Annotated in this window: 26 protein-coding genes; 15 read left to right on the top strand and 11 right to left on the bottom strand. The window is 59.0% G+C overall.

Annotated elements, in window-relative coordinates; translation table 11 throughout:
* Positions 1-8: 8 nt before the first annotated feature.
* The 9 genes from IV91_RS0108985 to glyA all read right to left on the bottom strand — a co-directional run bounded on the left by IV91_RS0108985 (position 9) and on the right by glyA (position 8,703).
* On the bottom strand, positions 9-374 hold the full coding sequence (locus tag IV91_RS0108985; protein ID WP_031597731.1) for a sirohydrochlorin chelatase: 366 nt from the start codon (positions 372-374) through the stop codon (positions 9-11).
* Between the two features lies 1 nt (position 375).
* Entirely contained in the window at positions 376-825 is a 450-nt protein-coding gene (gene dut / locus IV91_RS0108980) for a dUTP diphosphatase (protein WP_031597730.1), read from the bottom strand.
* Positions 826-841: 16 nt separating this feature from the next.
* On the bottom strand, positions 842-2,077 hold the full coding sequence (gene coaBC, locus IV91_RS0108975) for a bifunctional phosphopantothenoylcysteine decarboxylase/phosphopantothenate--cysteine ligase CoaBC (protein ID WP_051862434.1): 1,236 nt from the start codon (positions 2,075-2,077) through the stop codon (positions 842-844).
* A gap of 15 nt (positions 2,078-2,092) precedes the next feature.
* Positions 2,093-3,070: an HpcH/HpaI aldolase/citrate lyase family protein gene (locus IV91_RS0108970; protein ID WP_031597728.1), complete on the bottom strand. Its 978-nt coding sequence runs from the start codon at positions 3,068-3,070 to the stop codon at positions 2,093-2,095.
* Between the two features lie 15 nt (positions 3,071-3,085).
* Positions 3,086-3,973, bottom strand: a complete 888-nt coding sequence (gene sucD / locus IV91_RS0108965; RefSeq protein ID WP_031597727.1) for a succinate--CoA ligase subunit alpha — start codon at positions 3,971-3,973, stop codon at positions 3,086-3,088.
* Positions 3,974-3,997: 24 nt separating this feature from the next.
* Positions 3,998-5,167, bottom strand: a complete 1,170-nt coding sequence (locus tag IV91_RS0108960) for a malate--CoA ligase subunit beta (RefSeq protein WP_031597724.1) — start codon at positions 5,165-5,167, stop codon at positions 3,998-4,000.
* A gap of 115 nt (positions 5,168-5,282) precedes the next feature.
* A complete protein-coding gene (locus IV91_RS0108955; RefSeq protein ID WP_031597723.1) occupies positions 5,283-6,233 on the bottom strand; it encodes a D-2-hydroxyacid dehydrogenase in 951 nt (316 codons plus the stop codon).
* A complete protein-coding gene (locus IV91_RS0108950; protein WP_031597721.1) occupies positions 6,230-7,426 on the bottom strand; it encodes an aminotransferase class V-fold PLP-dependent enzyme in 1,197 nt (398 codons plus the stop codon). Before IV91_RS0108950 ends, IV91_RS0108955 begins: the two co-directional genes overlap by 4 nt.
* A gap of 29 nt (positions 7,427-7,455) precedes the next feature.
* Positions 7,456-8,703, bottom strand: coding sequence for a serine hydroxymethyltransferase (glyA, locus tag IV91_RS0108945; protein ID WP_031597720.1), 1,248 nt, complete (start codon positions 8,701-8,703; stop codon positions 7,456-7,458).
* Positions 8,704-8,802: 99 nt separating this feature from the next.
* Between glyA and IV91_RS0108940 the strand changes: the two genes are divergently transcribed.
* From IV91_RS0108940 to IV91_RS0108910, 7 genes are all read left to right on the top strand, one after another.
* Positions 8,803-10,089, top strand: coding sequence for a glycerate kinase type-2 family protein (locus tag IV91_RS0108940; protein WP_031597717.1), 1,287 nt, complete (start codon positions 8,803-8,805; stop codon positions 10,087-10,089).
* Between the two features lie 112 nt (positions 10,090-10,201).
* Positions 10,202-11,473: a bifunctional tetrahydrofolate synthase/dihydrofolate synthase gene (folC, locus tag IV91_RS0108935; protein WP_031597716.1), complete on the top strand. Its 1,272-nt coding sequence runs from the start codon at positions 10,202-10,204 to the stop codon at positions 11,471-11,473.
* A gap of 33 nt (positions 11,474-11,506) precedes the next feature.
* Positions 11,507-11,899 carry a DsrE/DsrF/DrsH-like family protein gene (locus IV91_RS0108930; protein WP_031597714.1) on the top strand — a complete coding sequence of 131 codons (393 nt, stop codon included), beginning with the start codon at positions 11,507-11,509 and terminating at the stop codon, positions 11,897-11,899.
* 75 nt (positions 11,900-11,974) lie between these two features.
* Complete coding sequence (locus tag IV91_RS0108925) at positions 11,975-12,205, top strand: sulfurtransferase TusA family protein (RefSeq protein ID WP_031597713.1); 231 nt, start codon at positions 11,975-11,977, stop codon at positions 12,203-12,205.
* Between the two features lie 42 nt (positions 12,206-12,247).
* Positions 12,248-13,381, top strand: coding sequence for an NAD(P)/FAD-dependent oxidoreductase (locus tag IV91_RS0108920; protein WP_031597712.1), 1,134 nt, complete (start codon positions 12,248-12,250; stop codon positions 13,379-13,381).
* Between the two features lie 9 nt (positions 13,382-13,390).
* Positions 13,391-14,002 (top strand): hypothetical protein, encoded by a 612-nt coding sequence (locus IV91_RS0108915; protein ID WP_150112442.1) that lies wholly within the window; start codon positions 13,391-13,393, stop codon positions 14,000-14,002.
* Between the two features lie 33 nt (positions 14,003-14,035).
* Entirely contained in the window at positions 14,036-14,956 is a 921-nt protein-coding gene (locus IV91_RS0108910; RefSeq protein WP_035417558.1) for a DMT family transporter, read from the top strand.
* Positions 14,957-14,963: 7 nt separating this feature from the next.
* Here the strand turns inward: IV91_RS0108910 and IV91_RS15830 are convergent, their stop codons facing one another.
* Positions 14,964-15,668, bottom strand: coding sequence for a heparan-alpha-glucosaminide N-acetyltransferase (locus tag IV91_RS15830; RefSeq protein WP_051862428.1), 705 nt, complete (start codon positions 15,666-15,668; stop codon positions 14,964-14,966).
* Positions 15,646-16,083: a type II secretion system protein N gene (locus IV91_RS0108900; RefSeq protein WP_031597708.1), complete on the bottom strand. Its 438-nt coding sequence runs from the start codon at positions 16,081-16,083 to the stop codon at positions 15,646-15,648. Before IV91_RS0108900 ends, IV91_RS15830 begins: the two co-directional genes overlap by 23 nt.
* Positions 16,084-16,237: 154 nt before the next feature.
* Here IV91_RS0108900 and gspG point away from each other — a divergent pair, with 154 nt between their 5' ends.
* The 8 genes from gspG to IV91_RS0108860 all read left to right on the top strand — a co-directional run.
* Positions 16,238-16,702: a type II secretion system major pseudopilin GspG gene (gspG, locus tag IV91_RS0108895; protein ID WP_051862426.1), complete on the top strand. Its 465-nt coding sequence runs from the start codon at positions 16,238-16,240 to the stop codon at positions 16,700-16,702.
* Positions 16,671-17,069 carry a type II secretion system minor pseudopilin GspI gene (gspI, locus tag IV91_RS0108890; RefSeq protein ID WP_031597706.1) on the top strand — a complete coding sequence of 133 codons (399 nt, stop codon included), beginning with the start codon at positions 16,671-16,673 and terminating at the stop codon, positions 17,067-17,069. The genes gspG and gspI overlap by 32 nt, the downstream gene beginning before the upstream one ends.
* A 1-nt stretch (position 17,070) precedes the next feature.
* Complete coding sequence (locus tag IV91_RS0108885) at positions 17,071-17,670, top strand: PulJ/GspJ family protein (protein WP_031597705.1); 600 nt, start codon at positions 17,071-17,073, stop codon at positions 17,668-17,670.
* Positions 17,670-18,713 carry a type II secretion system minor pseudopilin GspK gene (gene gspK, locus IV91_RS0108880; RefSeq protein WP_051862423.1) on the top strand — a complete coding sequence of 348 codons (1,044 nt, stop codon included), beginning with the start codon at positions 17,670-17,672 and terminating at the stop codon, positions 18,711-18,713. Before IV91_RS0108885 ends, gspK begins: the two co-directional genes overlap by 1 nt.
* Complete coding sequence (gene gspL / locus IV91_RS0108875; protein ID WP_031597703.1) at positions 18,710-19,861, top strand: type II secretion system protein GspL; 1,152 nt, start codon at positions 18,710-18,712, stop codon at positions 19,859-19,861. The genes gspK and gspL overlap by 4 nt, the downstream gene beginning before the upstream one ends.
* On the top strand, positions 19,858-20,349 hold the full coding sequence (gene gspM, locus IV91_RS16840) for a type II secretion system protein GspM (protein WP_031597702.1): 492 nt from the start codon (positions 19,858-19,860) through the stop codon (positions 20,347-20,349). The genes gspL and gspM overlap by 4 nt, the downstream gene beginning before the upstream one ends.
* Entirely contained in the window at positions 20,346-21,098 is a 753-nt protein-coding gene (gspN, locus tag IV91_RS0108865) for a type II secretion system protein N (protein ID WP_051862420.1), read from the top strand. Before gspM ends, gspN begins: the two co-directional genes overlap by 4 nt.
* Positions 21,099-21,120: 22 nt before the next feature.
* Positions 21,121-22,235: secretin N-terminal domain-containing protein (locus IV91_RS0108860; RefSeq protein ID WP_200874359.1), on the top strand; the 1,115-nt coding region annotated here is incomplete at its 3' end.

Below are 22,235 nucleotides of genomic sequence, written 5' to 3'. Positions count from 1 at the left end.
CCCTGGAGTCATGCCTGGGTGATGACCCACTGGGCAATGGCTTCAAGCAACTCGGGGGAATCTCCCAGGGCCGTGGTGACCCGGATTTTGAGTGCGGGATGCTGATGATGCAAGGTTTCGATCAGAGCGGGGAGATCATGGCGCAAATGCCCTCCCTGCGCCATGAATAAAGGGACGATGATCAGATCGGTGACCCCTCGACGGGCTTGCTCCTGGACCGCCTGGTCCAGGGAAGGATGCATCAATTCGAGAAAACACAGGTCGACGTCCTGGGTCGGACGAAGGGAACGGACTTTGTCCAGAATGTCGAGAAAGGGGTTGGCCCAGAGCGGATCGCGGGCACCATGGGCAAAGAGCAGGATGCCTTGAGGCATTTCAATGCCTTCCGGTACTACCAAAGCCCCCTTCACCCCGGTCACTCAGGGAAAAATACTCGACCACTTCGAGACGTGCCTGAACCACAGGAACCACCACCAGTTGGGCTATGCGTTCCATGGGTTTGATTTCGAAGACTTCATGTCCTCGATTCCAGAGAGAGACCAACACCTGTCCCTGATAGTCGGAGTCGATCAGACCCACTAGGTTGCCCAGGACGATCCCATGTTTATGGCCCAATCCGGAGCGGGGCAAGATCATGGCGGCGAAGTTTGGATCGCCAATATGGATGGCCAGACCGGCAGGAATCAACTCGGCTTGCCCTGGGTAGAGGGTCACAGGTTCCTCCAGGCAAGCGCGCAGGTCGAGGCCTGCTGCGCCTGCAGTCCCATAGGTGGGAAGATTGTCTCGTAGACGTGGGTCAAGAATTTTTACCTGCAGGGGAATCATGATGACCTCAATAAAATCAGGAAGAAATTCCGCGATGAGCCATCAGGGCCACCGCATGACTCAGGATCTGCCGGGCCAATTCAATTTTGGAGGCAGGTGGGAGAGGGTGACGCCCGTGGTCATCGAACAGAATGACTTCGTTGTCTTCCCGTCCCAGCGCTCGTTGAGCCAAATTACCCACGATCAGAGGGATCTTTTTGGCGAGACGCTTATGTTTGGCATACTCCTCGAGATTCTGACTTTCGGCTGCAAACCCCACACAAAAAGGAGGGTTCGGCAAGGAAGCCACGGTCGCGAGGATGTCGGAGGTGGGGACCAGGGTCAAGGTGAGGGGTTCCCCGCTTTTTTTGATCTTGTGACCACTGGGACAGGCCGGGGTATAGTCCGCCACGGCGGCAACGGCAAAGAACAGATCCGTATGAGGAATCTCGGATAAAACAGCATCACGCATCTGGGCAGCGCTACGCACAGGAATGAGGCGGCAACCGGCGGGGGCCGCCAGGGCAGTGGGGCCGCTGACCAGGACGACCTCGGCTCCACTGGCGAGGGCGGCTTCTGCCAGGGCGTAGCCCATTTTTCCGGAACTGATATTGGACAGGATGCGGACGGGGTCGATGGCTTCCACGGTGGGACCGGCGGTCAGCAAGACCTTTTTCCCCTGCAAACAGGGTAGAGGGTAACGACCGAGATGGGGGGACAGATGCGTCATGATCTCGTTGGGTTCCAACAAACGTCCCAGACCTGACTCTCCGCAGGCCTGGGATCCCCTGGCCGGACCCAGAAATACGACCCCGTCTTCCTGTAACTGCGCCACATTGCGCTGATTTGCGGGATTTTGCCACATGGCCTGATTCATGGCGGGGGCGACGAAGAGAGGGATGGTACGAGCAGCGACGAGGGTGGTCAGCAGATCATCTGCCAACCCCGCGGCGATGTGGGCCAAACAGTTCGCGCTGGCGGGAGCGATCAGGAGGGCATCGGCATGACGGACCAGATCGATGTGATCCATGCCTCCCTCACGCAGGGGTTCCCACAGATGCGTCGCCACCGGGCGAGTTGAAAGCGCCTGGAAAGTGAGGGGAGTCACGAAACGAGTGGCTGACTCGGTCATGACGACCTGAACTTCGAGGCCCGCCTTGACCATCAGGCGGGTGAGTTCGGCCGCCTTGTAAGCGGCCACCCCCCCGGTGACCCCCAGAATCCAGCGCTGGAGAGGGTGGGGTGATGTGAAGGGAAGGGCCGAATCGGCCATCCGTAAAATCCCCCTTCAGGCGTCCAGACCCATGGTCCGCGCCTTGCTGAGCAGGCTTTCGGCCATCCGGATGCTGGCGATATCGATCAGGCGACCATCCAGCGAGACGGCCCCGCGCCCTTCGCGGGCGGCTTGTTCCATGGCCTCCACAATGCGTTGGGCTTTGAGGACTTCGGCCTCACTGGGGGTGAAGACCTGGTTGCACAGATCGATCTGGGAAGGATGAATGGCCCATTTTCCTTCGTAGCCCAACACGGCCACCCGATTGGCCGCAGCAATGAATCCGTCGGGATCGCTGAAATCGCCAAAGGGACCATCCACAGGGCGCAGGCCATAGGCTCGACAGGCAACCAGCATACGGGTTTGTGCTGCGTGCCAGGGGTCTGTCCAGAAATAGTCCCGATGACCGTTTTCATCCTTGTCCGTGAGTACCCCGGAGTCCTTGTGCACGCCCCCAATGATGGTGGTCCGGGCACGGGTCGATGCGGCGTAGTCGGCAACCCCGAAACTCATGGCCTCCAAACGCGGGCTGGCCTGGGCAATGGCTTCCACATTGGCCAGACCCAGAGCCGTTTCGATGAGGGCTTCAAAGCCGATACGTTTGGTCCGTCCCATGGCATTCTCGATCTGGGTAACGAGCATGTCCATGGCGTACAGGTCTTGAGGAACCCCCACCTTGGGAACCAGAATCATGTCGAGACGAGGGCAGGCTTCCACCACATCCACCACATCGCGGTAGGCGTAATGCGTATCCAATCCGTTCATGCGAATCATCAGGGTCTTGTGGCCCCAATCGATGTCATTCAGAGCCTGGATGATATTCTTGCGCGCCGTGGCCTTGTCATCCGGTGCGACCGCATCTTCCAGATCCAGAAAAACGATGTCGGCTTTGGAGCGGGCGGCTTTTTCAAAAAGACTGACGTTGGATCCCGGCACGGCCAGTTCGGAACGATGCAGACGGGCGGTGGCAGGGGTAATCTGGGTAAAACTCATGAATGGAAACTCCAGTTAAAGGGTGGCAATGGCTTGCGCAACGGTGCTGCCCAACTCGGATGCACTGGGCGCAACGAACAGGCCATAGGATTTCATGATCTCGGCTTTCTCGCCCGCCGTATCTCCCTCGGCGGAGATGATGGCTCCGGCATGACCCATACGGCGGCCCTTGGGGGCCGTCAGTCCGGCGACATACCCGATTACGGGTTTGCTCATGTTTTCTTTGATCCACTGGGCGGCTTCGGCTTCCTGGGGACCGCCAATTTCGCCGATCATGACCACGGCATGGGTATCCGGATCCTGTTCGAAAAGTGCCATATGGTCGAGAAAGGAACTGCCATTGATGGGGTCGCCGCCAATCCCGACGCTGGTGGAAACGCCGATACCCAAGGCGGTCATCTGGGCAGCGGCTTCATAGCCCAGCGTGCCGGAACGGGAGACGATACCCACATTGCCGCGCTTGTAGATATGTCCCGGCATGATTCCCAGCATGGCCCGTCCGGCACTGATGATGCCGGCACAGTTGGGGCCCACGATCAGGGTTCGGGTTTCCTTGGGATAGCGCAGCAGGTAACGTTTGACGCGCATCATGTCCTGCGTGGGGATGCCATCGGTAATGATGCAGACCAATTTCAGCCCTGCTTCGGCAGCTTCCATCAGCGCATCGGCGGCAAAGGGAGGAGGGACGAAGGCGAGACTGGCTTCGGCTCCAGTGGATTCTACGGCTTGTCGCACGGTGTCAAAGACGGGGCGCTCGAGGTGTTTCATGCCTCCTTTGCCGGGGGTGACGCCCCCCACCACATTCGTCCCGTACTGAATCATTTCGTTGGCATGGAAAGTGGCCTTGTCGCCGGTGAATCCCTGAACGATGACCTTGGTGTTTTCATCAATAAGAATACTCATGAATCGGTGTCTCCTGAATGCGCGTTACGCGTTTTTGCCATGGGCTGCGGCCACGGCGCGCTCGGCAGCTTCTGCCAGGGTATCGGCGCTGATGATGGGCAGACCGCTTTCCTGGATGATCTTTTGCCCGGCTTCCACATTGGTTCCCGCCAGTCGGACCACGAGGGGCACCTTCAGGTCGCGGGCGGCTTGGACGACGCCTTCGGCGACCCAATCACAACGGTTGATACCTGCAAAGATGTTGACCAGAATGGCCTTGACGTTAGGGTCTGACAGAACCAGGCGGAAAGCTTCTGCCACACGTTCCGGGGATGCGCCGCCACCGACGTCGAGAAAATTGGCGGGTTCGCCACCGGCATACTTGATCGTGTCCATGGTGGCCATGGCCAACCCGGCACCGTTGATGATACAACCGATATCGCCGCTCAAGCCCACATAGTTCAGTCCATGCAGGTGTGCCTGTGCCTCGCGGGGATCTTCCTGGGCAGGATCGTGCATTTCGTGCAGTTCGGGATGGCGGAAGAGGGCATTGTCATCGAAGGACATCTTGCCATCCAGAGCGACCAAACGGCCTTCCCGGGTCACCACCAAGGGATTGATTTCCGCCATGGACGCATCCAGATCGCGGAAGGCGCGGTAGCACCCCAAGGTGAGGGCAACAAATTGATGGACCTGCTTGAGGGTCAATCCGCCCAGACCAAAGGCCAGTTCCCGTGCCTGAAAAGACTGAAGTCCAACGGCGGGTTCCACTTCCACCTGAAGTACGGCTTCGGGGTGGGTTTTGACGATATCCTCGATCTCCATGCCCCCTTGGGCGGAGGCGATGATCCGAATGCGTTGGGTTTTGCGGTCCAGGACGAACCCCAGATAAATTTCTCGCTCGAAGGGTTCGGCTACTTCGATATACAGACGTTCCACGATCTTGCCTTCGGGGCCGGTCTGATGAGTGACAAGGGTGGTGCCAAGGAGAGCTTCGGCGACTTTGGAGACTTCATGAGGAGTCTTGCACAGGCGCACCCCTCCCGCCTTGCCCCGTCCACCCGCGTGAATTTGGGCTTTGACGGCCCACAGTTCGCTTCCGAGTTCCGTCGCGGCTTGGGCGGCCTCAGCTGGGGTATAGACCACTTTGCCGCGCGGGATGGGAACTCCATGCTGCGCCAACAATTCCTTGGCCTGATACTCATGAATATCCATGTCACCTCCTGTTAATAATTTTGCGATGATAACATGGAGATGGGCCAAAAGACGACTCTCACCCACCCCAACCCAGGGGCGGATGAGACTTTGGATATCCCCTCCGTGGCCGGCTTCAAACCACCAGGTTTTGAGGCGTACCGCGCTGCCAGGCTTCGATATTGTCGATCAGTTGATCCGCCAGAAATTGCATGGCACCATCGGATGCCCAGGCGACGTGGGGGGTCAGAATGAAGTTGGAACGGCGCACTTCAAGGAGCGGGTGGCCCTGAGTGGGGGGTTCGGTGGTCAGTACATCGAACCCGGCTCCTCCGATCCACCCTTCATCCAGCGCACGGATCAACGCAGCCTCATCCACCAGACCGCCGCGCGCGGTATTGATGAGAAGCGCCGTGGGTTTCATGCGGCGCAGTTCCTTTTCACTGATGAGGTTGCGCGTGCTGGTCGTGAGCGGACAATGAAGGGAAAGAATGTCTGCTTGTTCAAGGATCTCTTCCAGGGGGGTATAGGTGATTCCCTCATGCCTGGGTCCGTCATGTTTCGCAAACAGGACCTTCATGCCAAACCCTGTGGCGATCCGCGCCGTTCCCTGACCCAGGACTCCTTCGCCGATGATGCCCAAGGTGGACCCAAACAGGTCCCCGATGGGATGATCGAAGAAACAGAATTGAGGGGAAGTCTGCCAAACGCCGTTTTCCACGTCCTGGCGATAGGCCAGCAAATTGCGACGCAGGGCCAGAATCAGGGCAAAGACATGTTCCGGTACCGTATGGACGGCATAATTGCGGATGTTGGCTACGCGAATGCCTTGAGCCTGACAGGCGGGAATGTCCACCACATCGTACCCCGTGGCTGCCACGGCGATCATTTTTAGATCAGGTAATTGGCGCAGTGTTTCAGCGCGCAACGGCACTTTGTTGGTGATGGCCACTTGAGCGCCGTGCAGGCGTTCCAACACCTGTGCGGTGGTGGTCTGGTCATGCTCGATATAACTGTCAGAAAAGTCCGGAGTACGAACCCGCGCCTTGAGTGAGGCGCGGTCAAGAAAGACCACGCGTCCGCTCATGCACCCGCTCCCAGGCCCACGGGGGCCTCATGGGTGCACCAGAATTGGGTGGCGGCGGCTACTCCGCTTCCGGGAGTGACGGGAATGCCACAGTCCAGCATGGCCATCTCGGCGCCTGCAATGGCCCCCATCAGCATCACCTCGTTGAGGTCGCCCAGATGTCCAATCCGGAAAACCTTGCCGGCCACTTTCGAAAGCCCGGCACCCAGTGCCAGATTATAACGGCGGTAGGCTCGTTCGATGACTTCGGCTGCGTTGAACCCGGCGGGAACCACGATGGCTGAAACCGAGTCCGAGTACCACTGGGGCGCCTTGGCACACAGGGATAATTTCCATCCTTGAGTGACAGCGGCCCGCACTCCTTCGGCCAGATAATGATGGCGGGCAAAGACGTTTTCGAGACCTTCCTCTTCCAGCATGACCAGGGCTTCACGCAGACCGTAGAGCATGGGAATGGAAGGCGTGTAGGGGAAGTAGCCGGTGCCATTGCTCTTGACCATGTCGAGGTAATCAAAGTAACAACGGGGATGACGGCTGTTCTGGGCGGCTTGCAGGGCTTTCTGGCTAACGCAGGTGATTCCCATGCCGGCTGGCAACATCAGACCTTTTTGGGAACCGGCGACGCAGATATCCACCTTCCATTCATCCATACGAAAGTCGATACTGCCCAGAGCGCTGACCGAATCCACAAAGAGCAGGGCAGGGTGACCCAAATCCTCCAGCACTTGACGGATGGCCAAAATATCACTGGTCACGCCGGTGGCGGTTTCATTCTGACAGACCAATACGGCCTTGATCTGATGCTGTACATCTGCCGCCAATGCGCTTCGGTACCCTTCCACTGGAGCGCCTTCGCCCCACTCCACTTCAATGATGTTCATGTCGAAACCCAGACGTCTTCCCATGTCGCACCAGAGGTGACTGAATTGTCCGAAGCGGGAAGCCAGGATCTGGTCCCCAGGGTTCAAACAGTTGGTCAGCGCCGCTTCCCAGCATCCCGTCCCGGAGGAAGGGAAGACGATGGGGGCGGCGGATTCCGTCTTGAAAACCCTTTTTAAACCGGCCAGGATCTCCTGGGTCAGAGCAGGGAATTTAACCGAGCGATGATCCTCCATAGGGACCGCCATGGCGCGCAGGATGCGGTTGGGGACGTTGGAGGGTCCGGGAACGAAAAGAAAATTATGACCTGCCATGATAACTCCTGAAACGAATGCTTGAACGATTAGCGATAGACGGGGTGACGCTGACAGAGTGTTCCCACCTCTTTGAGAACATGCTGCAGTACGCTGTCATCCTCCGGAGCCTCAAGCAAGTCGCTGATCAGGTGGGAGACCTTGCGTGCCTCATTGTGACCAAAACCACGGGTGGTCAGGGCCGGGGAGCCGATTCTGATGCCGGAGGTGACAAAGGGTTTTTCCGGATCATTGGGAATGGCGTTCTTGTTGACCGTGATATTGGCTCGTCCCAGCAGTGCTTCGGCAGCCTTGCCGGTGATCTGACGGGCACGCAGGTCCATCAGGAAGAGATGGCTTTCCGTGCCGCCGGAAACGATGCGCAAGCCACGCTCGATGAAGGTTTCTGCCATGGCTTGGGCATTGGCTTTGACGCGCTTCTGGTAGGACTTGAATTCGGGTTTGAGCGCCTCATTGAAGGCGGTGGCCTTGGCCGCGATGACATGCATCAGGGGCCCCCCTTGAATGCCTGGAAAAATCATGGAGTTGATGGGTTTTTCAAACTCGGCGGAGGACAGGATGATTCCGCCGCGCGGACCGCGCAAGGTCTTGTGGGTGGTGGAGGTGACGAAGTGGGCAATGCCCACGGGGCTGGGGTATTCGCCTGCAGCGATGAGACCGGCATAGTGCGCCATGTCCACCATGAGATAAGCCCCGATGGAATCGGCAATGGCACGAAAACGAGTCCAATCGATGACCATGGAATAGGCTGAGGCACCCGCCACGATCATTTTGGGTTTGTGTTCCTGGGCCAGACGTTCCACTTCGTCGTAGTTGATCCGCTCCGTGTCGGGATGAAGACCATAACTCACCGACTTGTAGAGCTTGCCGCTGAAATTGACGGAGGCCCCATGGGTCAGGTGACCGCCATGTGCCAAGGACATACCAAGAATCGTGTCGCCCGGTTGGAGCATGGCCATGTACACGGCGGCATTGGCCTGGGAGCCGGAATGGGGCTGGACGTTGGCATATTCGGCGCCAAAAAGTTGTTTCACGCGATCAATGGCCAGTTGTTCGGCCATGTCGACGAATTCGCAGCCGCCGTAGTAACGCTTGCCGGGATACCCCTCTGCATATTTGTTGGTCAGAACGGAACCTTGCGCCTGCAGGACTGCCGGACTGGTATAGTTCTCCGAAGCAATCAATTCGATATGGTCTTCCTGCCGGCGGTATTCTTTCTGGACGACGTCCCATAATTCGGGGTCCGTATCGGCAAGCAACTTTCTGGAATCAAACACGACAAATCCTCCAAAGGATGAACAATGACTATCATTTTAAGTATGAAGCCTCTATTCTAGCGACTTTCGATCCTTCTGTGAAAATTTATAACGCCTGTTATGAAAAATAATACCACCCCCCCCTCCTTTGCAGAAGAACGCATATTTTTGCGTTCCCTTTTTGACTCCGCCGTGGCCGCAGCAGACCCACATCGGGTACTTCCCTCATTTCTGCCGGCAGTTCCACGGGGACGTACGGTGGTGGTGGGGGCCGGCAAGGCGGCGGGAGCCATGGCTCAGGCGCTGGAGCAGCATTGGACGGGTGCCTTGGGGGGGGTGGTGGTGACGCGCTACGGCCACAAGGTTTCCACCCGTTCCATCGAGGTTCTCGAGGCGGCCCATCCGGTGCCGGACGAGGCGGGACAACGGGCCAGCCAGCGGATTCTCGAAGCCGTTCAAGGATTGAGGGCGGAAGATCTGGTGATCTGCCTGATTTCGGGTGGGGGCTCTGCACTGTTGGCAGCACCGGCCCCCGGGTTGACTCTGGCGGACAAGCAGACCATGAACCGGAGTCTGCTCCGAAGTGGTGCCACCATTACTGAGATGAATTGCGTGCGCAAGCATCTTTCAAGTCTCAAGGGAGGGCGTTTGGCCCTGGCTTGTTATCCGGCCCAAGTGGTCACCCTGTTGATTTCCGATGTGCCTGGCGATGACCCCACCGTGATTGCTTCCGGTCCCACGGTGGCGGATCCCACCACCTTTGCCGAGGCACGCGCCATCGTGGAGAAATACGGATTGCAGGACCAGGTACGGACCTATGCACACCTCTGTGCCGCCCAGGAAGAAACCCCCAAACCAGGAGATCCCCGGCTGGCGCGTACTTCGACCCATCTCATTGCGACGCCCCAGCATTCCCTCGAGGCGGCTGCGGCCGTTGCACGGGCGGCCGGGGTCAACCCCTTGATTTTAGGGGACAGTATCGAAGGCGAAGCCCGTGAGGTGGCCACAGTCATGGCGGGTATGGCCCGACAAGTGAGGCGTCATGGACAACCGGCAGCGCGTCCCTGTGTCCTGTTGTCCGGGGGAGAAACCACGGTGACGGTGCGGGGCAAGGGGCGCGGCGGGCGAAACGTCGAATTTCTGCTGGCACTGACCCAGGCCCTGCGGGGCGAACCGGGGGTGTTTGCGTTGGCAGGGGATACGGATGGTATCGATGGAACCGAGGATAACGCAGGGGCCATGGTACTGCCGGATACCTGGGCGCGCGCGGAACATCTGGGTCTGAAGGTGACCGATTATCTGACCAACAATGACGGTTATGGTTTTTTTGCGGCGTTGGACGATCTGGTGATCACGGGGCCTACCCTCACCAACGTCAATGATTTTCGCGCGCTTCTCATTCCTTGAAATTTCGGGAAATGGGGGTTCCCTGAGGGGGGGAAGCAAGGGATAATCTCCCCTTTTGTTTTGCAACGGGTGACGGATGGCTTCATCGGATAGGGGCAGGGAAGAAAACACCATGACGCTGGCTACCTGGCTGGCTTACCTGGACCGTATCCACCCTCGTTCCATGGACCTGGGGCTGGAACGGGTCGGGCGGGTGCGCGACCTGCTCGGTATTTTTCCCGTCTTTCCAATTCTGATGGTGGCGGGCACCAACGGCAAGGGGTCCGCCTGCGCTTATTTGACAGCGACTCTGAAGGCTGCGGGCTATCGGGTGGGAACCTATACTTCGCCTCATCTGGTGCGCTACAACGAGCGGGTGGTCGTGGACGGGATTCCCGTCTCCGATGCCCAACTCTGTGCTGCCTTTGCCCGGATCGAGGCAGCCCGTCAGGCGATCAGTCTGACCCCTTTTGAATTCGGTACCCTGGCAGCGGTGGATATTTTTCAACGGGCTTCGGTGGACGTGGCGGTGCTGGAGGTGGGGTTGGGGGGGCGTCTGGACGCCGTCAATCTCTTCGAGCCAGTGGTTTCCCTGGTGACCGGGATTGCCCTGGACCATGAAATGTGGCTGGGCTCCACCCGCGAAGCGATTGGTGCAGAAAAGGCGGGAATTTTTCGCGCAGGGGTTCCTGCGCTCTGTGCCGATCCAGACCCCCCCCGTAGTTTGTTGGCGCGGGCGGCGGCACTGGAGACCCCACTTTGGTTGTGGGGACGGGATTTTACGGTGGAAAGACAGGCGCAAGGGAGGTGGACCTTGCATTTGCCGCACCAGACCTGGTCTGACCTGCCAGCGCCTCCCCTGTGCGGAGATTTTCAATACCGCAATGCCGCCCTGGCCTTGGCGGCGTTGCAGTGTCTGCCTGTGCAGGTGACGCCGGAACAGGGCCGGCGCGGGATTGCGGGTACGGTGCTGCCGGGGCGTTTCCAGACCTGGCGCTTTTCGCCTCAGGTAATTTTGGATGTGGCCCATAATCCACAAGCGGCTCAGGAACTGGCGCATAATCTGAAAAGCACGTCCTGCGCCGGACGGACGCGTCTGGTCCTGGGCATGTTGCGTGACAAGGATAGGGTGGGCGTAGTCCAGGCCCTGGATACCTTGGTGAATGACTGGTATCTGGCTGACCTTCATGAAGAGCGCGGGGCCTGTCGGGAAGAGATGGAACCGGCGCTAGCGGGGGTACGGGGGACCGTGCAATGGCACCCGTCTCCCGAGCAAGCCTACGGCGCGGCTTGTACGGCAGCAGCCGTGGAAGACCGGGTGGTGGTGTGCGGGTCCTTTGTGACGGTGGGCAAGATCCTGGCTTTACAGGAGGACTATGCCGAAACGAAGGGGGATTCTCCCTGAGGCATGGGGAAAACGCGGATCGAGGAGAAAAAAATGGTTGGCCAAAAAATTTGTGTCGTGGTGATCTCGGGTACCTTGGAACGATTACAGGCGGCGGCCATGGTGGCTTCAGTGGCGGCGGTGAGTGGTCAGGAAGTCCTGGTTTTTCTATCCATGAATGCCTTGCCCCATTTTGTCAAGGGAGCGACGGCAGAGGCCCCTCACGAAGGCCCCATGGGCGATTTGATAATAGCCAAGAAAGTCCCTGAATTCAAAATGTTGTTTGAACAGGCCATAGAGTTGGGAGGAGCCCGTCTCTATCCCTGTTCCATGGCCATGGACGTGCTGGAAGTCGGTTCTGAACAACTGGAGGACTATCTGGAAGAAGCCACCGGTTTGACCAGATTGCTGACCGAGGTTCAGGATGGACAGGTCTGGACTTTTTGATTTCGGGATAATCACTGTCCCTGTGTGTGCAGGGACTCTGACCGAGTCGAACAACCGATTCAAGAGAGGATCACAATGACGGAAAGAAAAATCGTGGATGGTAAAGGAAGTTTTTGTCCAGGTCCGCTGATGGAACTGATTGTCGCCCTGAAGCACAGTCAGATTGGGGATGAACTGGAAGTGTTGTCCACAGACAAGGGGTCAGCCAATGATATTCCCGAGTGGGTGCGTCGGGTGGGTCATGACTACGTTTCCACAACAGAAAACGATGGTGTCTGGCATATCGTGGTGCGCAAGACCAAATAATTGGGGCGCATGGTTTCCAACGTACTTTAGGCGGGAGGACGCATGAAGATTTTGATTGTCGGTGGCGGAATGGGTGGGACGATCCTGGCCAATAATCTGGCCCGTCGTTTGGTTCCGGAATTGAAGGAAGGCAAGGCGCAAATCACGATGCTGTCGGCTTCGGACAAGCACATGTATCAGCCGGGTTTGTTGTATCTGGCCGTGGGACGCATGACCCCCGATGAGTTATACCGGGATCAGGCCGGTTTGCTGGAATCGAGTATCCATTTTCATGTGGATCCGGTGGAAGAGTTTCACCTGGATGATCAACAGGTCAAAACCCGCAGTGGGCGAATCCATGCCTACGACATTCTGGTGATCGCCACCGGTTCGCGCATGTATCCGGAAGAAATTCCGGGGCTGGCCGAGTATGCAGAAACCTTTTACACGGAAGCCTCGGCGCTCAAGATGTTCAAGCGCTTGCAGTCCTTTGAAGGCGGAAAAGTGGTGATTGCCGTGGGCGTTCCCCACAAGTGTCCCATGGCGCCCCTGGAAATCACCTTCATGCTGCACGATTACTTCAAGGACCGGGGTCTCCTCGACAAGGTTCAACTGCATTACACCTACCCCATCAATCGCGTACACCCCCTTGAAAACGTGGCTAAGTGGGCCGCGCCAGAAATGGACCGGCTGGGCATCACTTACGAAACTTTTTTTAACATGAAGGAAGTGGATGGCGAGAAAAAAGTGGTGCATAGCGAGGAAGGGACTGAAGTCCCTTACGATTTGCTGATCACCATTCCCGCCCATCGTGGAATGGAAGTTCTGGAAAGGAACAATCTGGGGAAAAATGGCTGGATCCCTACCCACCGGGGCAAACTCAACATGGAAGGCCGGGAGAATGTTTTCGTGTTGGGGGATACCACCAATATTCCCATCAGCAAGGCCGGTTCCACGGCCCACTTTCAGGCGGATACCCTGGGGGAGAATATCGCAGCCCTGATCAAACTGGGGGCGCCGGTACGGGAATATGACGGCAAGGTCTTCTGTTTCATCGAAACGGGCAAGGATCGGGCGACTTATGCCATGTTCAACTACCAGACCCCCCCTTCACCCCAGCCCCCTACCAAGGCGGTGCACTGGTTCAAGATGGCCTACAACAAACTCTACTGGGTTTCTGCCCGTGGTTTGCTTTGAGCAGAGGGGATGATGATGACAGAACTCAAGGAATCAACCGATTGTTCGTCCGCAGAAGCAGAACATTTGGTGACTGCGGCCCGGGACGCTCTGAGCGACGAAATGGTCAATCGTCTCGCGGGGTTTTGCAGTGAGGGGATGGATCTGGTGGATCGAGTCCAGCGCTCCGGTCTCCCCCAGGCTCTTCCGGTTCTTGCCGAAATGGTGGACAACGGGGATCTGGACAGAATTTTTCAGTTGGCCCGTGTCTACCAGTCGTTTCAGGATGCCCTGAGCGATGAAATGGTGGGACGGCTGGCGGAAACGGTGGGGGAGGGGTTGTCCATGCTCGACCGTTTCAATCGCGGCGGCGGTGGACGGTTGCTGCAGATGCTGGAACGTTTGGAAGCCACTGGCGCTCTGGAACGAATCCTCCAGAGTCTGCCTGCGCTGCTCGACAAACTGGACCGGGTGGTGGGTTTGCTCAATGCTCTGGAGGTTGCCAGCACAGTCAAACAGGCCCCGCCTGGGGGAGGATTGGGGGGGCTATGGAACCTCATGACGCAACGGGAAACCCAACAGGCCCTGCAATTTCTGACAACCTTGAGCCAGCAGATGCGGGATGAATGCGCCAAGGGATGATCTGTTCTCTGGTGGGTGCATAGGAGATTGTATTTGAAGCATTCTCGTGGTTGGGGTCCGCTGTTGGGCCTGGTGGTGCTGTCCCTTACCTGGGGTTATAGTTGGGTAGCAGCCAAGGAAGGGTTGGGTTTTGCCGGGCCGCTTCATTTTGCGGCGCAACGTTCTGTTTTGGGGGGGCTGGCCTTGCTTGCGCTGCTTCCTCTGACGGGACGTCCCTGGCGTTGGCAATTCCCCAAGGAAACTCTGGTCATCGGGCTCGTTCAGGTTTCCGGTTTCATGCTTTTTCAAACCTGGGCGCTGGTGACCGGGGGCCCCGGGAAAACGGCGGTATTGATCTTTACCATGCCCATTTGGACTTTGCTGCTCTCGGGATTGGTGTTGCGTGAGTCGGTGAAGGGAGCACAGTGGATCGCTGCGGGACTGACGCTGGCGGGATTGATCTTCATCATCGAGCCCTGGGAAATGCATACCAGTTTGATCAGCAAATGTCTGGGGCTGATGGCTGCCCTGTGTTGGGCCATCGGTACCCTTCTGGTGAAACGATTACGTCAGCGACACGTACTGGATCTGCTCAACCTGACGGCCTGGCAAATGGCATTGGGGGCCATCCCTCTGGTGTGTGCAGCACTTCTGATTCCGGAGCGGGCGATGCACTGGACCTGGACCTATGGTGGCATTCTGGCCTTCATGGCCTTGGGCAGTACGGCACTGTGCTGGTGGTTATGGCTCTACATACTGGACCGGGTTCCTGCCTGGGAGGCCAGTTTGTCGGTACTGGGTACGCCTGTGGTGGCGATTCTGTCCTCCCGCTGGATGACGGGGGAATCTTTTCATCGGTCAGAGGTAGGGGGGATTTTTCTGATCGGTTCAGGCCTCGCCTTTTTGGCTTTTATCGGGTGGCTGAACAGTCGCCGAGCGGGACGGTTTTCGCCAGAGAGTGGGCGGGCGGAGTGATTCGGAGTCAACGAACAGGATAAATCCACCGGGTTAGTTCAAATACCGTGAAAAGTATGGGTTGATGGACAAGATAAAGAATCAGACCATGGCGCCCCATCCATTGAACGCCCCGGTCGGGCACCGAGCATGAAGTGGGATTGCTTTGCGGACGGGAAGACCAGGGCTGGATTCCGGTCCACATGCCCAACCACAGGACTCCGATCCAGGGCAGGAGAGGAGCATAATCCTCGGTGGAGGGTTTATGGGCAGCGAGTCCGATCCAGTTGAGCCAACGTGGGTCCATGGCCGTCATTCCCCATTGCCCCACCACCAACGCCAACAGCCCCAGAGGCAGCAATTTTGCGCGCAACCCCAGCAGGGGACGACTGATGACGGTGGCAAGCCAATAGAAGTGCAGAACGCCGAAATAGATCCAGCGCGCGCCGAACATTGCATAGGTCACCCCACTGACCAGCAGGGCCCCCACCCCCAGTTGAAAGAGACGGCGGCGTTGCCGCTGAGCCGGATGGTGGGCGCTGAGGGCCAGACTGATCCCGGAAAGGAACACGAAAAGCGTGACGATCAGGGTGCGCCACGTGGTCCAGAAAAATGACCCCAGCATATCGAAATGGGCATAGCCGAAGTAGGTGGCGTCATAGCAGCCATGAAAAAGCACCATCATGACGATGGCCAGGCCCCGTCCCCGGTCAAGGTAGGCGAGGCGGAGCAAGCGCAGTCCCTTTGGGGAGCGATGGAACGGGCAAGGATAACGTTTCTTCCTGCCCCCCCCGGGCCAAGGTGACGCTGTGCCGGTCTACTCGCACCAGATAGACGCCGGGCAGTACTTCCTGTCCCACCTGCCAGGCGCGGATGGGGGTTCCTTCCGGGGCCAGCAACGCCACCCCCCCGCCGGCAGAGGTGATGATTCCCCGTACCTGCACAGGAATCTGTGCCACCGGCGCAGAAAATACCGTTTCCCAGCGGCGTTCCTCGGGCACGGGGGTCAACGCTCCGGAGCGGGGAGCCAGGTGAGGCAGGGGACGGGCCAGTTGCATTCCCCAATAGCCGGTCAGGGCCACGACGATCAGCCACCCGCCCACCTCTACGCCCAGCGGCAGTAACTGACGGGAACGCTCAAAGTTCATTTTCCTCATCCGGGCACCTTACCTGAAAGTTTTTATGATGCCAAGACCTGGGCCCCGTCTTTGACCTGCCAGGCAGACTTGCGGGATTGGCGTATTGGATGTATGGTCCGATCTTCCTTTATGCATGCCAAGGACGAGGTGGAATACGGTGAAGATGGGGACAATAGTACTTCGTGAAGAAAAGGGAGGGGTGAAATCCCGAGGTCTTCGGGAGCGGGGTTTCACCTTGATCGAAATCATGGTGGTGATGGTCATCATTGCCATTCTGGCCGGGATGATCGTACCCCGGGTCATGAACCGGCCGGATCAGGCGCGCAAGTTGGCAGCCCGTCAGGATGTTGCCAGCCTTGTGCAGGCCCTGAAATTGTACCGTCTGGATGTAGGGCGTTATCCCACGACCGAACAGGGGTTGATGGCATTGGTCAAACAACCCGCGCAGGAACCGGTGCCCGGCAATTGGATGCAAACCCTGGATACCTTGCCCAAGGATCCCTGGGGGCATCCCTATCATTATGCCAATCCCGGCCAGCACGGCGAGATCGATGTCTGGAGTCTGGGCGCAGATGGGCAGCCGGGAGGGGAAGGCAATGATGCCGATATCGGCAACTGGGACTCCTGAGCGGGGCTTCACCCTGATCGAGGTGCTGGTGGCTCTGTTTGTGTTGGCTGTGGCCCTGGCAGCGGGAATGCGCGCTTTGGGGGGGGTGACCCGGCTCGGGGAGGCGGTGCCGGAACGTCTGGCGGCGCAGTGGAGTGCAACCAATGCCTTGAACGAGTTGCGTTTGAGTCGGCAATGGCCCCCCCTTGGGGGAACTGACTTTGCCTGTCCCCAGGGGCGTTTCGTGCTGACTTGCCACGAAAATGTACAGGAAACCCCCAATCCCTCCTTTCGTCTGGTGGAAGTGACTGTGTTTCTGGAAGGGGGGGGAAGCGTTCTGGCGCGGGTCAGTACCGTGGTGCCCCTCAGTCCGGCTCAGGTATTATAGGATGCGTGGATTCACCTTGGTGGAAGTGATGATCGTCGCCCTTCTGATGTCGATCATGGCGCTCATGTCGTGGCGCGTGTTGGAGTCGATGACGCGCACCCAGTCTGTCCTGCATGAGCGGGGATTGGCGTTGGAGGACACGCAGACACTGTTCAACCAGTGGCAAAGGGATTGTCATGCGTTGCTTCCTCCTGACCAGTGGGTTCTGGGAGTGCCGGTTCATCTGGGAACCCGGCAGATGGCCTGGGTGGTGCATGAGGACGGGGCAGTGCGGGTGGTCAGTTACGCTTTGGCGGGGGGAGTGGTGCGGCGGGCGATATCTCCCGCCCTCACGACGCGCGGGGAATTGAATGGCGTATGGCAGGCGGTACTGCAGGGCGAGTTACCGCAGAATTCGGGAGGGCAGGCGAGTACCCTGGTCGTGGCGGGGGGAGTGGACCTGCAGGATCAGGCCTGGCTGGGGGGGCAAGGCTGGGTGGATGCTACGCAGGACCCGGCTTTGAACGTGCAGTCCGTGCAGGTGCGCGGTCTGGCTTTGGAGATTTTTTTGGGGGGAACGGCGGCCCCCTTGCGCCAGGTTTGTCTGACCGGGCAGGATTGATGAGACAGGAACGGGGCGCGGCACTGTTGATGGCCTTGCTGTTGGCCATTCTGGTGGCTGTGCTGGCCAGCGGCATGATGCAGGACGAACAGAGGCGAGTGAAATTGCTCGAAAACCAGCGGGTGCGCGATGAAGCGGAGCAGATGGGCGTGGGAGCACTGGACTGGGCTCGGCTCATCTTGCGCGAGGATTTGTTGCATACGGGGGCGGTGGACCATCTGGGCGAGGTATGGGCCGTGCCCATCACGGACATTCCCTTGGAAAGTGTGACGGGAGGGGGTGGGGCTTCGGGTATTCGTCTGTCTGGACGCATTCTCGATGCCCAGAGCCGTTTCAACTTGATGTCCCTGGTTAAGGTCGCAAACTTGGGCGCTGATCAGGGCTGGGTCGGAGCCACGGCCATCGATCCCGATGGCGTGGCCGTTTTTCAGCGGTTGTTGCAGTCTTTGGGACTGGACCCCGCCGTTGCCCCCGCGATTGCTGCCCAGATCCTGGCCAGTCGCTCTACGGCGCTTCCTCCCTCCGGACCCACCTCTACTCCAGACCCTTTTCCTGCCCGACAGATCACCGATCAGAGTACGGGCGCTCCCTTGCCGCTGGGTATCGTGAGTGAGGTACGCACCTGGTTTCCCGATGCCGATGCGGCTACACTGGCTCGCCTGGAATCCTGTCTTGTCATCTTGCCTCACCCTACCCAGGTGAATGCCAACACGGCCTCGGCCAGTGTGCTGGGCGCCGTGTTGGGCGTGGACCCCGGAACCTTGACCGGCTTGCTGCAGGGCCGTCAGCAACAGGTTTTTAGCGATACGGCCGATCTGCAACGGCGGGTGAATACCCTGTTGCCCAACTTGGGATCCTTTCCGTCCAGCCAGTTGGGTGTCAGTTCGGACTATTTCTGGGTGGTGGAGGAGTTGCGTCGCCCCGGCGCAGTGCAACGACGTCAGGCTCTGGTGGCCCGCCATCAGGGGGTCGGACAGATGACTCAAGTATTGGAATGGCATAGGGGCTGGACCCCCGGTATGGATTTGACGGGGGGCGGATGAGTGTGACGATCTGTCGGGTGGTGCTGCCCCACAAACCTCTGAATCTACCCTCCGCTGAATGGCGCTGGGTTCCCTTGCCGTTTTATCTGCTGGGGGGGGAGGGTCAGATCTTGCGCTCAGGGCGCGCACTGCCCCACGAGTTGCCAGAGGCCCACCGTCATGAATGGATTTTGCCCGCAGCGGCAGTCACCCGTCTTTTTGTGACGGAGTCCCTGCTGGCCGGGATTCCTCAGACACGTTGGCGTGAAGCCCTCCCCAATCTGCTGGAACCCCAGGTGTTGTGGCCGCTGGAGGAGTGTCACTGCGCCCTTGCGCCAGCCCCGGATGCCCAGGGCAGGCGGGTCGTGGCGGTGATGGAGCGGGCCTGGATGAATTTCATTCATGGGGCATTTTCCGGCAGAAGGGGGAGACTGATCCTGTCTTCCAGTCATGATTGGGCGCCCATCGGGTGCCGGGGGGAGTGGGTTTTCCCCGTCCTGGACCCTGCGGAAGAAGGAAGTCTGCGCTGGTGGCGAGATGCCACTGGGGAAGGAGGCGGCATACGCGGACGACGGGAGGAGATGGGGGTGCTGCCGTGGGAAGAAGGGCTGGATTTGTCGCCGATGACGCTCATGGAGCGCTTGGTACTGCCAACCTCGGCCCCTTCACTCCTTGATTTATGTCAGTTTGAATGGGCCGCACGGGGTTTGGCGCGCTGGGGACCCGCCTGGAAGAGGGCCTTGACTGCGGTGGGGATGGCGGTTCTGGTGGCGTTTGTGGGTTTGTATCTTGAATGGGGCAGGCTGGCCTGGTCTGCCCATGACCTGGTGGGGGAGGAAAAGCGGATTCTGGCGCAACGGGGTTTAACCGATTCCGCTCATGGCGCTGTTGCTGAATGGGCCCATGCCTGGGTACAACGTTCCCAGTCTTCCACACAGGAGGGATTGCAGGGTGAATTTCCGCACCTCACCGGGCAACTGGTGACCTTGCTGGCGCAGCAACCGGGTTTGGTGCCATTGGGGTTGGTTTATCGTCCCCATCGTCTGGAAGTGCATTTTCCGGTGGGGGTGACGATGGCTGCAGGGTTGAGCGAGGCAGCGAGCCATCAGCATTTGCGCTGGCAGAGCGAGGGGAAGGGTGTCTGGGTTCTCGAAGAGGTGCAGCCATGATTGCTCTGCGGGAATATCTCGATACCCTGCGGGTCCGCCTGGAGCAAGGCTGGGGGGCTCGCCAGCCAAGGGAACGTCAACTTCTGGGGGGGCTGGCGGGTCTATTGCTGCTGGCCCTTCTGCAATTCCTGTGGACCCGGGGTTGGGAGGGCGTAGCTCGACTGGAACAGGAACTGCCGGGAATGCGTCATGACCTGGAACGTTTGCAAGGGTTGAGCGCACCTGTCCAACCTCCCCAGGTGCTACACCCCCAAGCCTTGCTCGACGTGTTGCAGCGCCAGGGACGGCTTTTGAATGCCGGATTGGTGCAATTCACAGCACGGGACAAGGGCGTGGAAATGATCTGGGCGGGTGCGGATTTTTCGGTACTTGCCCATTGGCTGGACAGGGTGGCTTCGACGGTGCGAGTGAGGGTGGTAGAGGCCGATGTGCAACGGGTCCCGGGCCAGGGGTTGACGGTACATTTGATCCTGGAATCGGGCGAATGAAACGGACGCGGCGCGGTGCGCTTCTGGGCTTGGGGCTATTGGTGCTGTTGGGCGTGGGGCTGTGGCAATGGCCTGCCACAGCACTATCGCCCTGGGTCCATGCAGAGTCGGGGGGAAGGGTGCGTCTGACCAATGAAGTCGGGACCTTGTGGCATGGGTCGGCAGAGTTGGCCCTGGTGAACGATCAGACCGAGGGAGACTGGCCGGGACGGATCGAGTGGAGAATCAATCCGCAATGGACGGGGCTGGGCTGGATACTGACCAATGCCACGGAGCGGGCCGGTGTGCTGGTTCAGGGACGCTGGCATGGCGGTGTTTGGGATCTGCAGCCGGGGCAGGGGTATTTTCCGGCTCAACTGCTGGAAGGGCTGGGGATGCCTTTCACCACCCTGCATCCAGGAGGAATGGTCCATGTGCAGTGGGGGGCGGCGCAGTGGCAAGGCGGGGAATTGACCCATCCATGGACAGGGGAATGTCTTTTGGAGTCGCTAACCTCCCGCCTGTCTCCGGTTACCCCCTTGGGGAGTTATGAAGTGCGTGCCGTGGTGAGTCGATTAGGAACCCATTTAACCCTGACCACCCGTCAGGGTCCGTTACAATTGCGTGGGGAAGGGGAGCAAGGGCCCGGGAAATTTCATTTTACGGGTCAGGCCAGTGCCGATCCCGAACAACGATTCGTGCTCGCCGGTTTATTGAGTATCCTGGGCAAGCCGGAGGGAGAAGGAGTGAGATTGGACTATGCACCATGAGCCTGCAGCAGGGATCAACGCGATGAAAAAACTTTTTCTTTACACTTTTTGCTGGGCTTTGATGTGGCCGCAGATGGCTTCGCTCCAGGCTGCGGAGAGCAGCGCCGCCCCCCTGGCCCAACCCGGTCTGATGACCCTGAATTTTATCAATGCGGACCTGGAAGGCGTGATCAAGGCCGTGGGGGAAGCGGTGGGGGTGAACATTCTGGTGGATCCGCGCGTCAAGGGAACACTCAGTCTGGCCAGCGACAAGCCGGTGACGGGACCGGAGGCCCTCGATCTGTTGGGGGCCAGTTTGCGCATGCAGGGGTTTTCTCTGGTTAAAAGTGACGGATTGTACCGCGTGGTTCCTGAAGCTGACGCCAAGATGCTGGGCGGAGCAGTTTCCGAAGATGTCGATGGCCTGGGTCGGCGTTCAACTTCCGTCGCCGGGGGCAGTCAGGTGGTGACGCGGGTTTTTCATCTGCGTTATGAATCGGCCAACAATCTGCTGCCGGTGCTGCGTCCCCTGATTGCGCCGAATAACCCCATCACCGCCTATCCGGCCAATAATACGCTGGTGGTGACGGACTATGCTGAAAATCTGGGGCGTATCGCCAAGTTGATCGATTCCCTCGATGTGCCGCAGGTGGGAGAGGCCGAGGTCATTCCCTTGCATCATGCACTGGCCATCGATCTGGCCAGTCTGGTGAATCATGTGACCGATTCTGGCGGGGGAGATCCTAATCTGAAAGCCCTCGCTCTGGCGGAACCGCGTACCAACAGTCTTATCCTGAGGGCGCCCACGCTGACCCGACTTCAGCAATTGCATTCCTTGATCGACAAACTGGACGCGCCCACAGCGCAGCCGGGCAACATCTGGGTCGTTCCGTTGCGTAATGCGGAAGCGATTCAATTGGCCAAAACCTTGCGTGGCATCGTGACCGCCGATGGAACAGGCTTGACGACGCCAGCGGGCGAGACTGCCTTTTCTGCGCTGGGGAGTCCCTTCGCTGGGAATGCGACGGGCAACACGGGTGGGGGTTCCGGAACTTCGGCATCCTCCTCGGGCTCGGGTTCTCCTTCCTCTTCTTCGGGAGCCACGGGATTTGGCGCGGGAGCCGGGAGTGGGGCGAGTGGAGGGGGTGGGGTCTGTCT

Origin of the sequence: Ferrovum myxofaciens, assembly GCF_000735045.1 — a bacterium.
Classification (GTDB): domain Bacteria; phylum Pseudomonadota; class Gammaproteobacteria; order Burkholderiales; family Ferrovaceae; genus Ferrovum; species Ferrovum myxofaciens.
This window is presented reverse-complemented; position numbering and strand designations above follow the sequence as displayed.

Bases quoted from the DNA above. Each gene is read 5' to 3' on its own strand.
- IV91_RS0108985 (WP_031597731.1), bottom strand. From the start codon at position 374: ATGCCTCAAGGCATCCTGCTCTTTGCCCATGGTGCCCGCGATCCGCTC.
- gspI (WP_031597706.1), top strand. From the start codon at position 16,671: ATGATGCCGATATCGGCAACTGGGACTCCTGAGCGGGGCTTCACCCTG.
- IV91_RS0108920 (WP_031597712.1), top strand. From the start codon at position 12,248: ATGAAGATTTTGATTGTCGGTGGCGGAATGGGTGGGACGATCCTGGCC.
- sucD (WP_031597727.1), bottom strand. From the start codon at position 3,973: ATGAGTATTCTTATTGATGAAAACACCAAGGTCATCGTTCAGGGATTC.
- gspK (WP_051862423.1), top strand. From the start codon at position 17,670: ATGAGACAGGAACGGGGCGCGGCACTGTTGATGGCCTTGCTGTTGGCC.
- gspL (WP_031597703.1), top strand. From the start codon at position 18,710: ATGAGTGTGACGATCTGTCGGGTGGTGCTGCCCCACAAACCTCTGAAT.
- gspM (WP_031597702.1), top strand. From the start codon at position 19,858: ATGATTGCTCTGCGGGAATATCTCGATACCCTGCGGGTCCGCCTGGAG.
- IV91_RS0108885 (WP_031597705.1), top strand. From the start codon at position 17,071: ATGCGTGGATTCACCTTGGTGGAAGTGATGATCGTCGCCCTTCTGATG.
- gspN (WP_051862420.1), top strand. From the start codon at position 20,346: ATGAAACGGACGCGGCGCGGTGCGCTTCTGGGCTTGGGGCTATTGGTG.
- IV91_RS0108950 (WP_031597721.1), bottom strand. From the start codon at position 7,426: ATGGCAGGTCATAATTTTCTTTTCGTTCCCGGACCCTCCAACGTCCCC.
- IV91_RS0108955 (WP_031597723.1), bottom strand. From the start codon at position 6,233: ATGAGCGGACGCGTGGTCTTTCTTGACCGCGCCTCACTCAAGGCGCGG.
- IV91_RS0108940 (WP_031597717.1), top strand. From the start codon at position 8,803: ATGAAAAATAATACCACCCCCCCCTCCTTTGCAGAAGAACGCATATTT.
- IV91_RS0108970 (WP_031597728.1), bottom strand. From the start codon at position 3,070: ATGAGTTTTACCCAGATTACCCCTGCCACCGCCCGTCTGCATCGTTCC.
- IV91_RS0108930 (WP_031597714.1), top strand. From the start codon at position 11,507: ATGGTTGGCCAAAAAATTTGTGTCGTGGTGATCTCGGGTACCTTGGAA.
- IV91_RS0108925 (WP_031597713.1), top strand. From the start codon at position 11,975: ATGACGGAAAGAAAAATCGTGGATGGTAAAGGAAGTTTTTGTCCAGGT.
- IV91_RS0108915 (WP_150112442.1), top strand. From the start codon at position 13,391: ATGATGATGACAGAACTCAAGGAATCAACCGATTGTTCGTCCGCAGAA.
- IV91_RS0108900 (WP_031597708.1), bottom strand. From the start codon at position 16,083: ATGAACTTTGAGCGTTCCCGTCAGTTACTGCCGCTGGGCGTAGAGGTG.
- gspG (WP_051862426.1), top strand. From the start codon at position 16,238: ATGGGGACAATAGTACTTCGTGAAGAAAAGGGAGGGGTGAAATCCCGA.
- folC (WP_031597716.1), top strand. From the start codon at position 10,202: ATGACGCTGGCTACCTGGCTGGCTTACCTGGACCGTATCCACCCTCGT.
- coaBC (WP_051862434.1), bottom strand. From the start codon at position 2,077: ATGGCCGATTCGGCCCTTCCCTTCACATCACCCCACCCTCTCCAGCGC.
- IV91_RS0108960 (WP_031597724.1), bottom strand. From the start codon at position 5,167: ATGGATATTCATGAGTATCAGGCCAAGGAATTGTTGGCGCAGCATGGA.
- dut (WP_031597730.1), bottom strand. From the start codon at position 825: ATGATTCCCCTGCAGGTAAAAATTCTTGACCCACGTCTACGAGACAAT.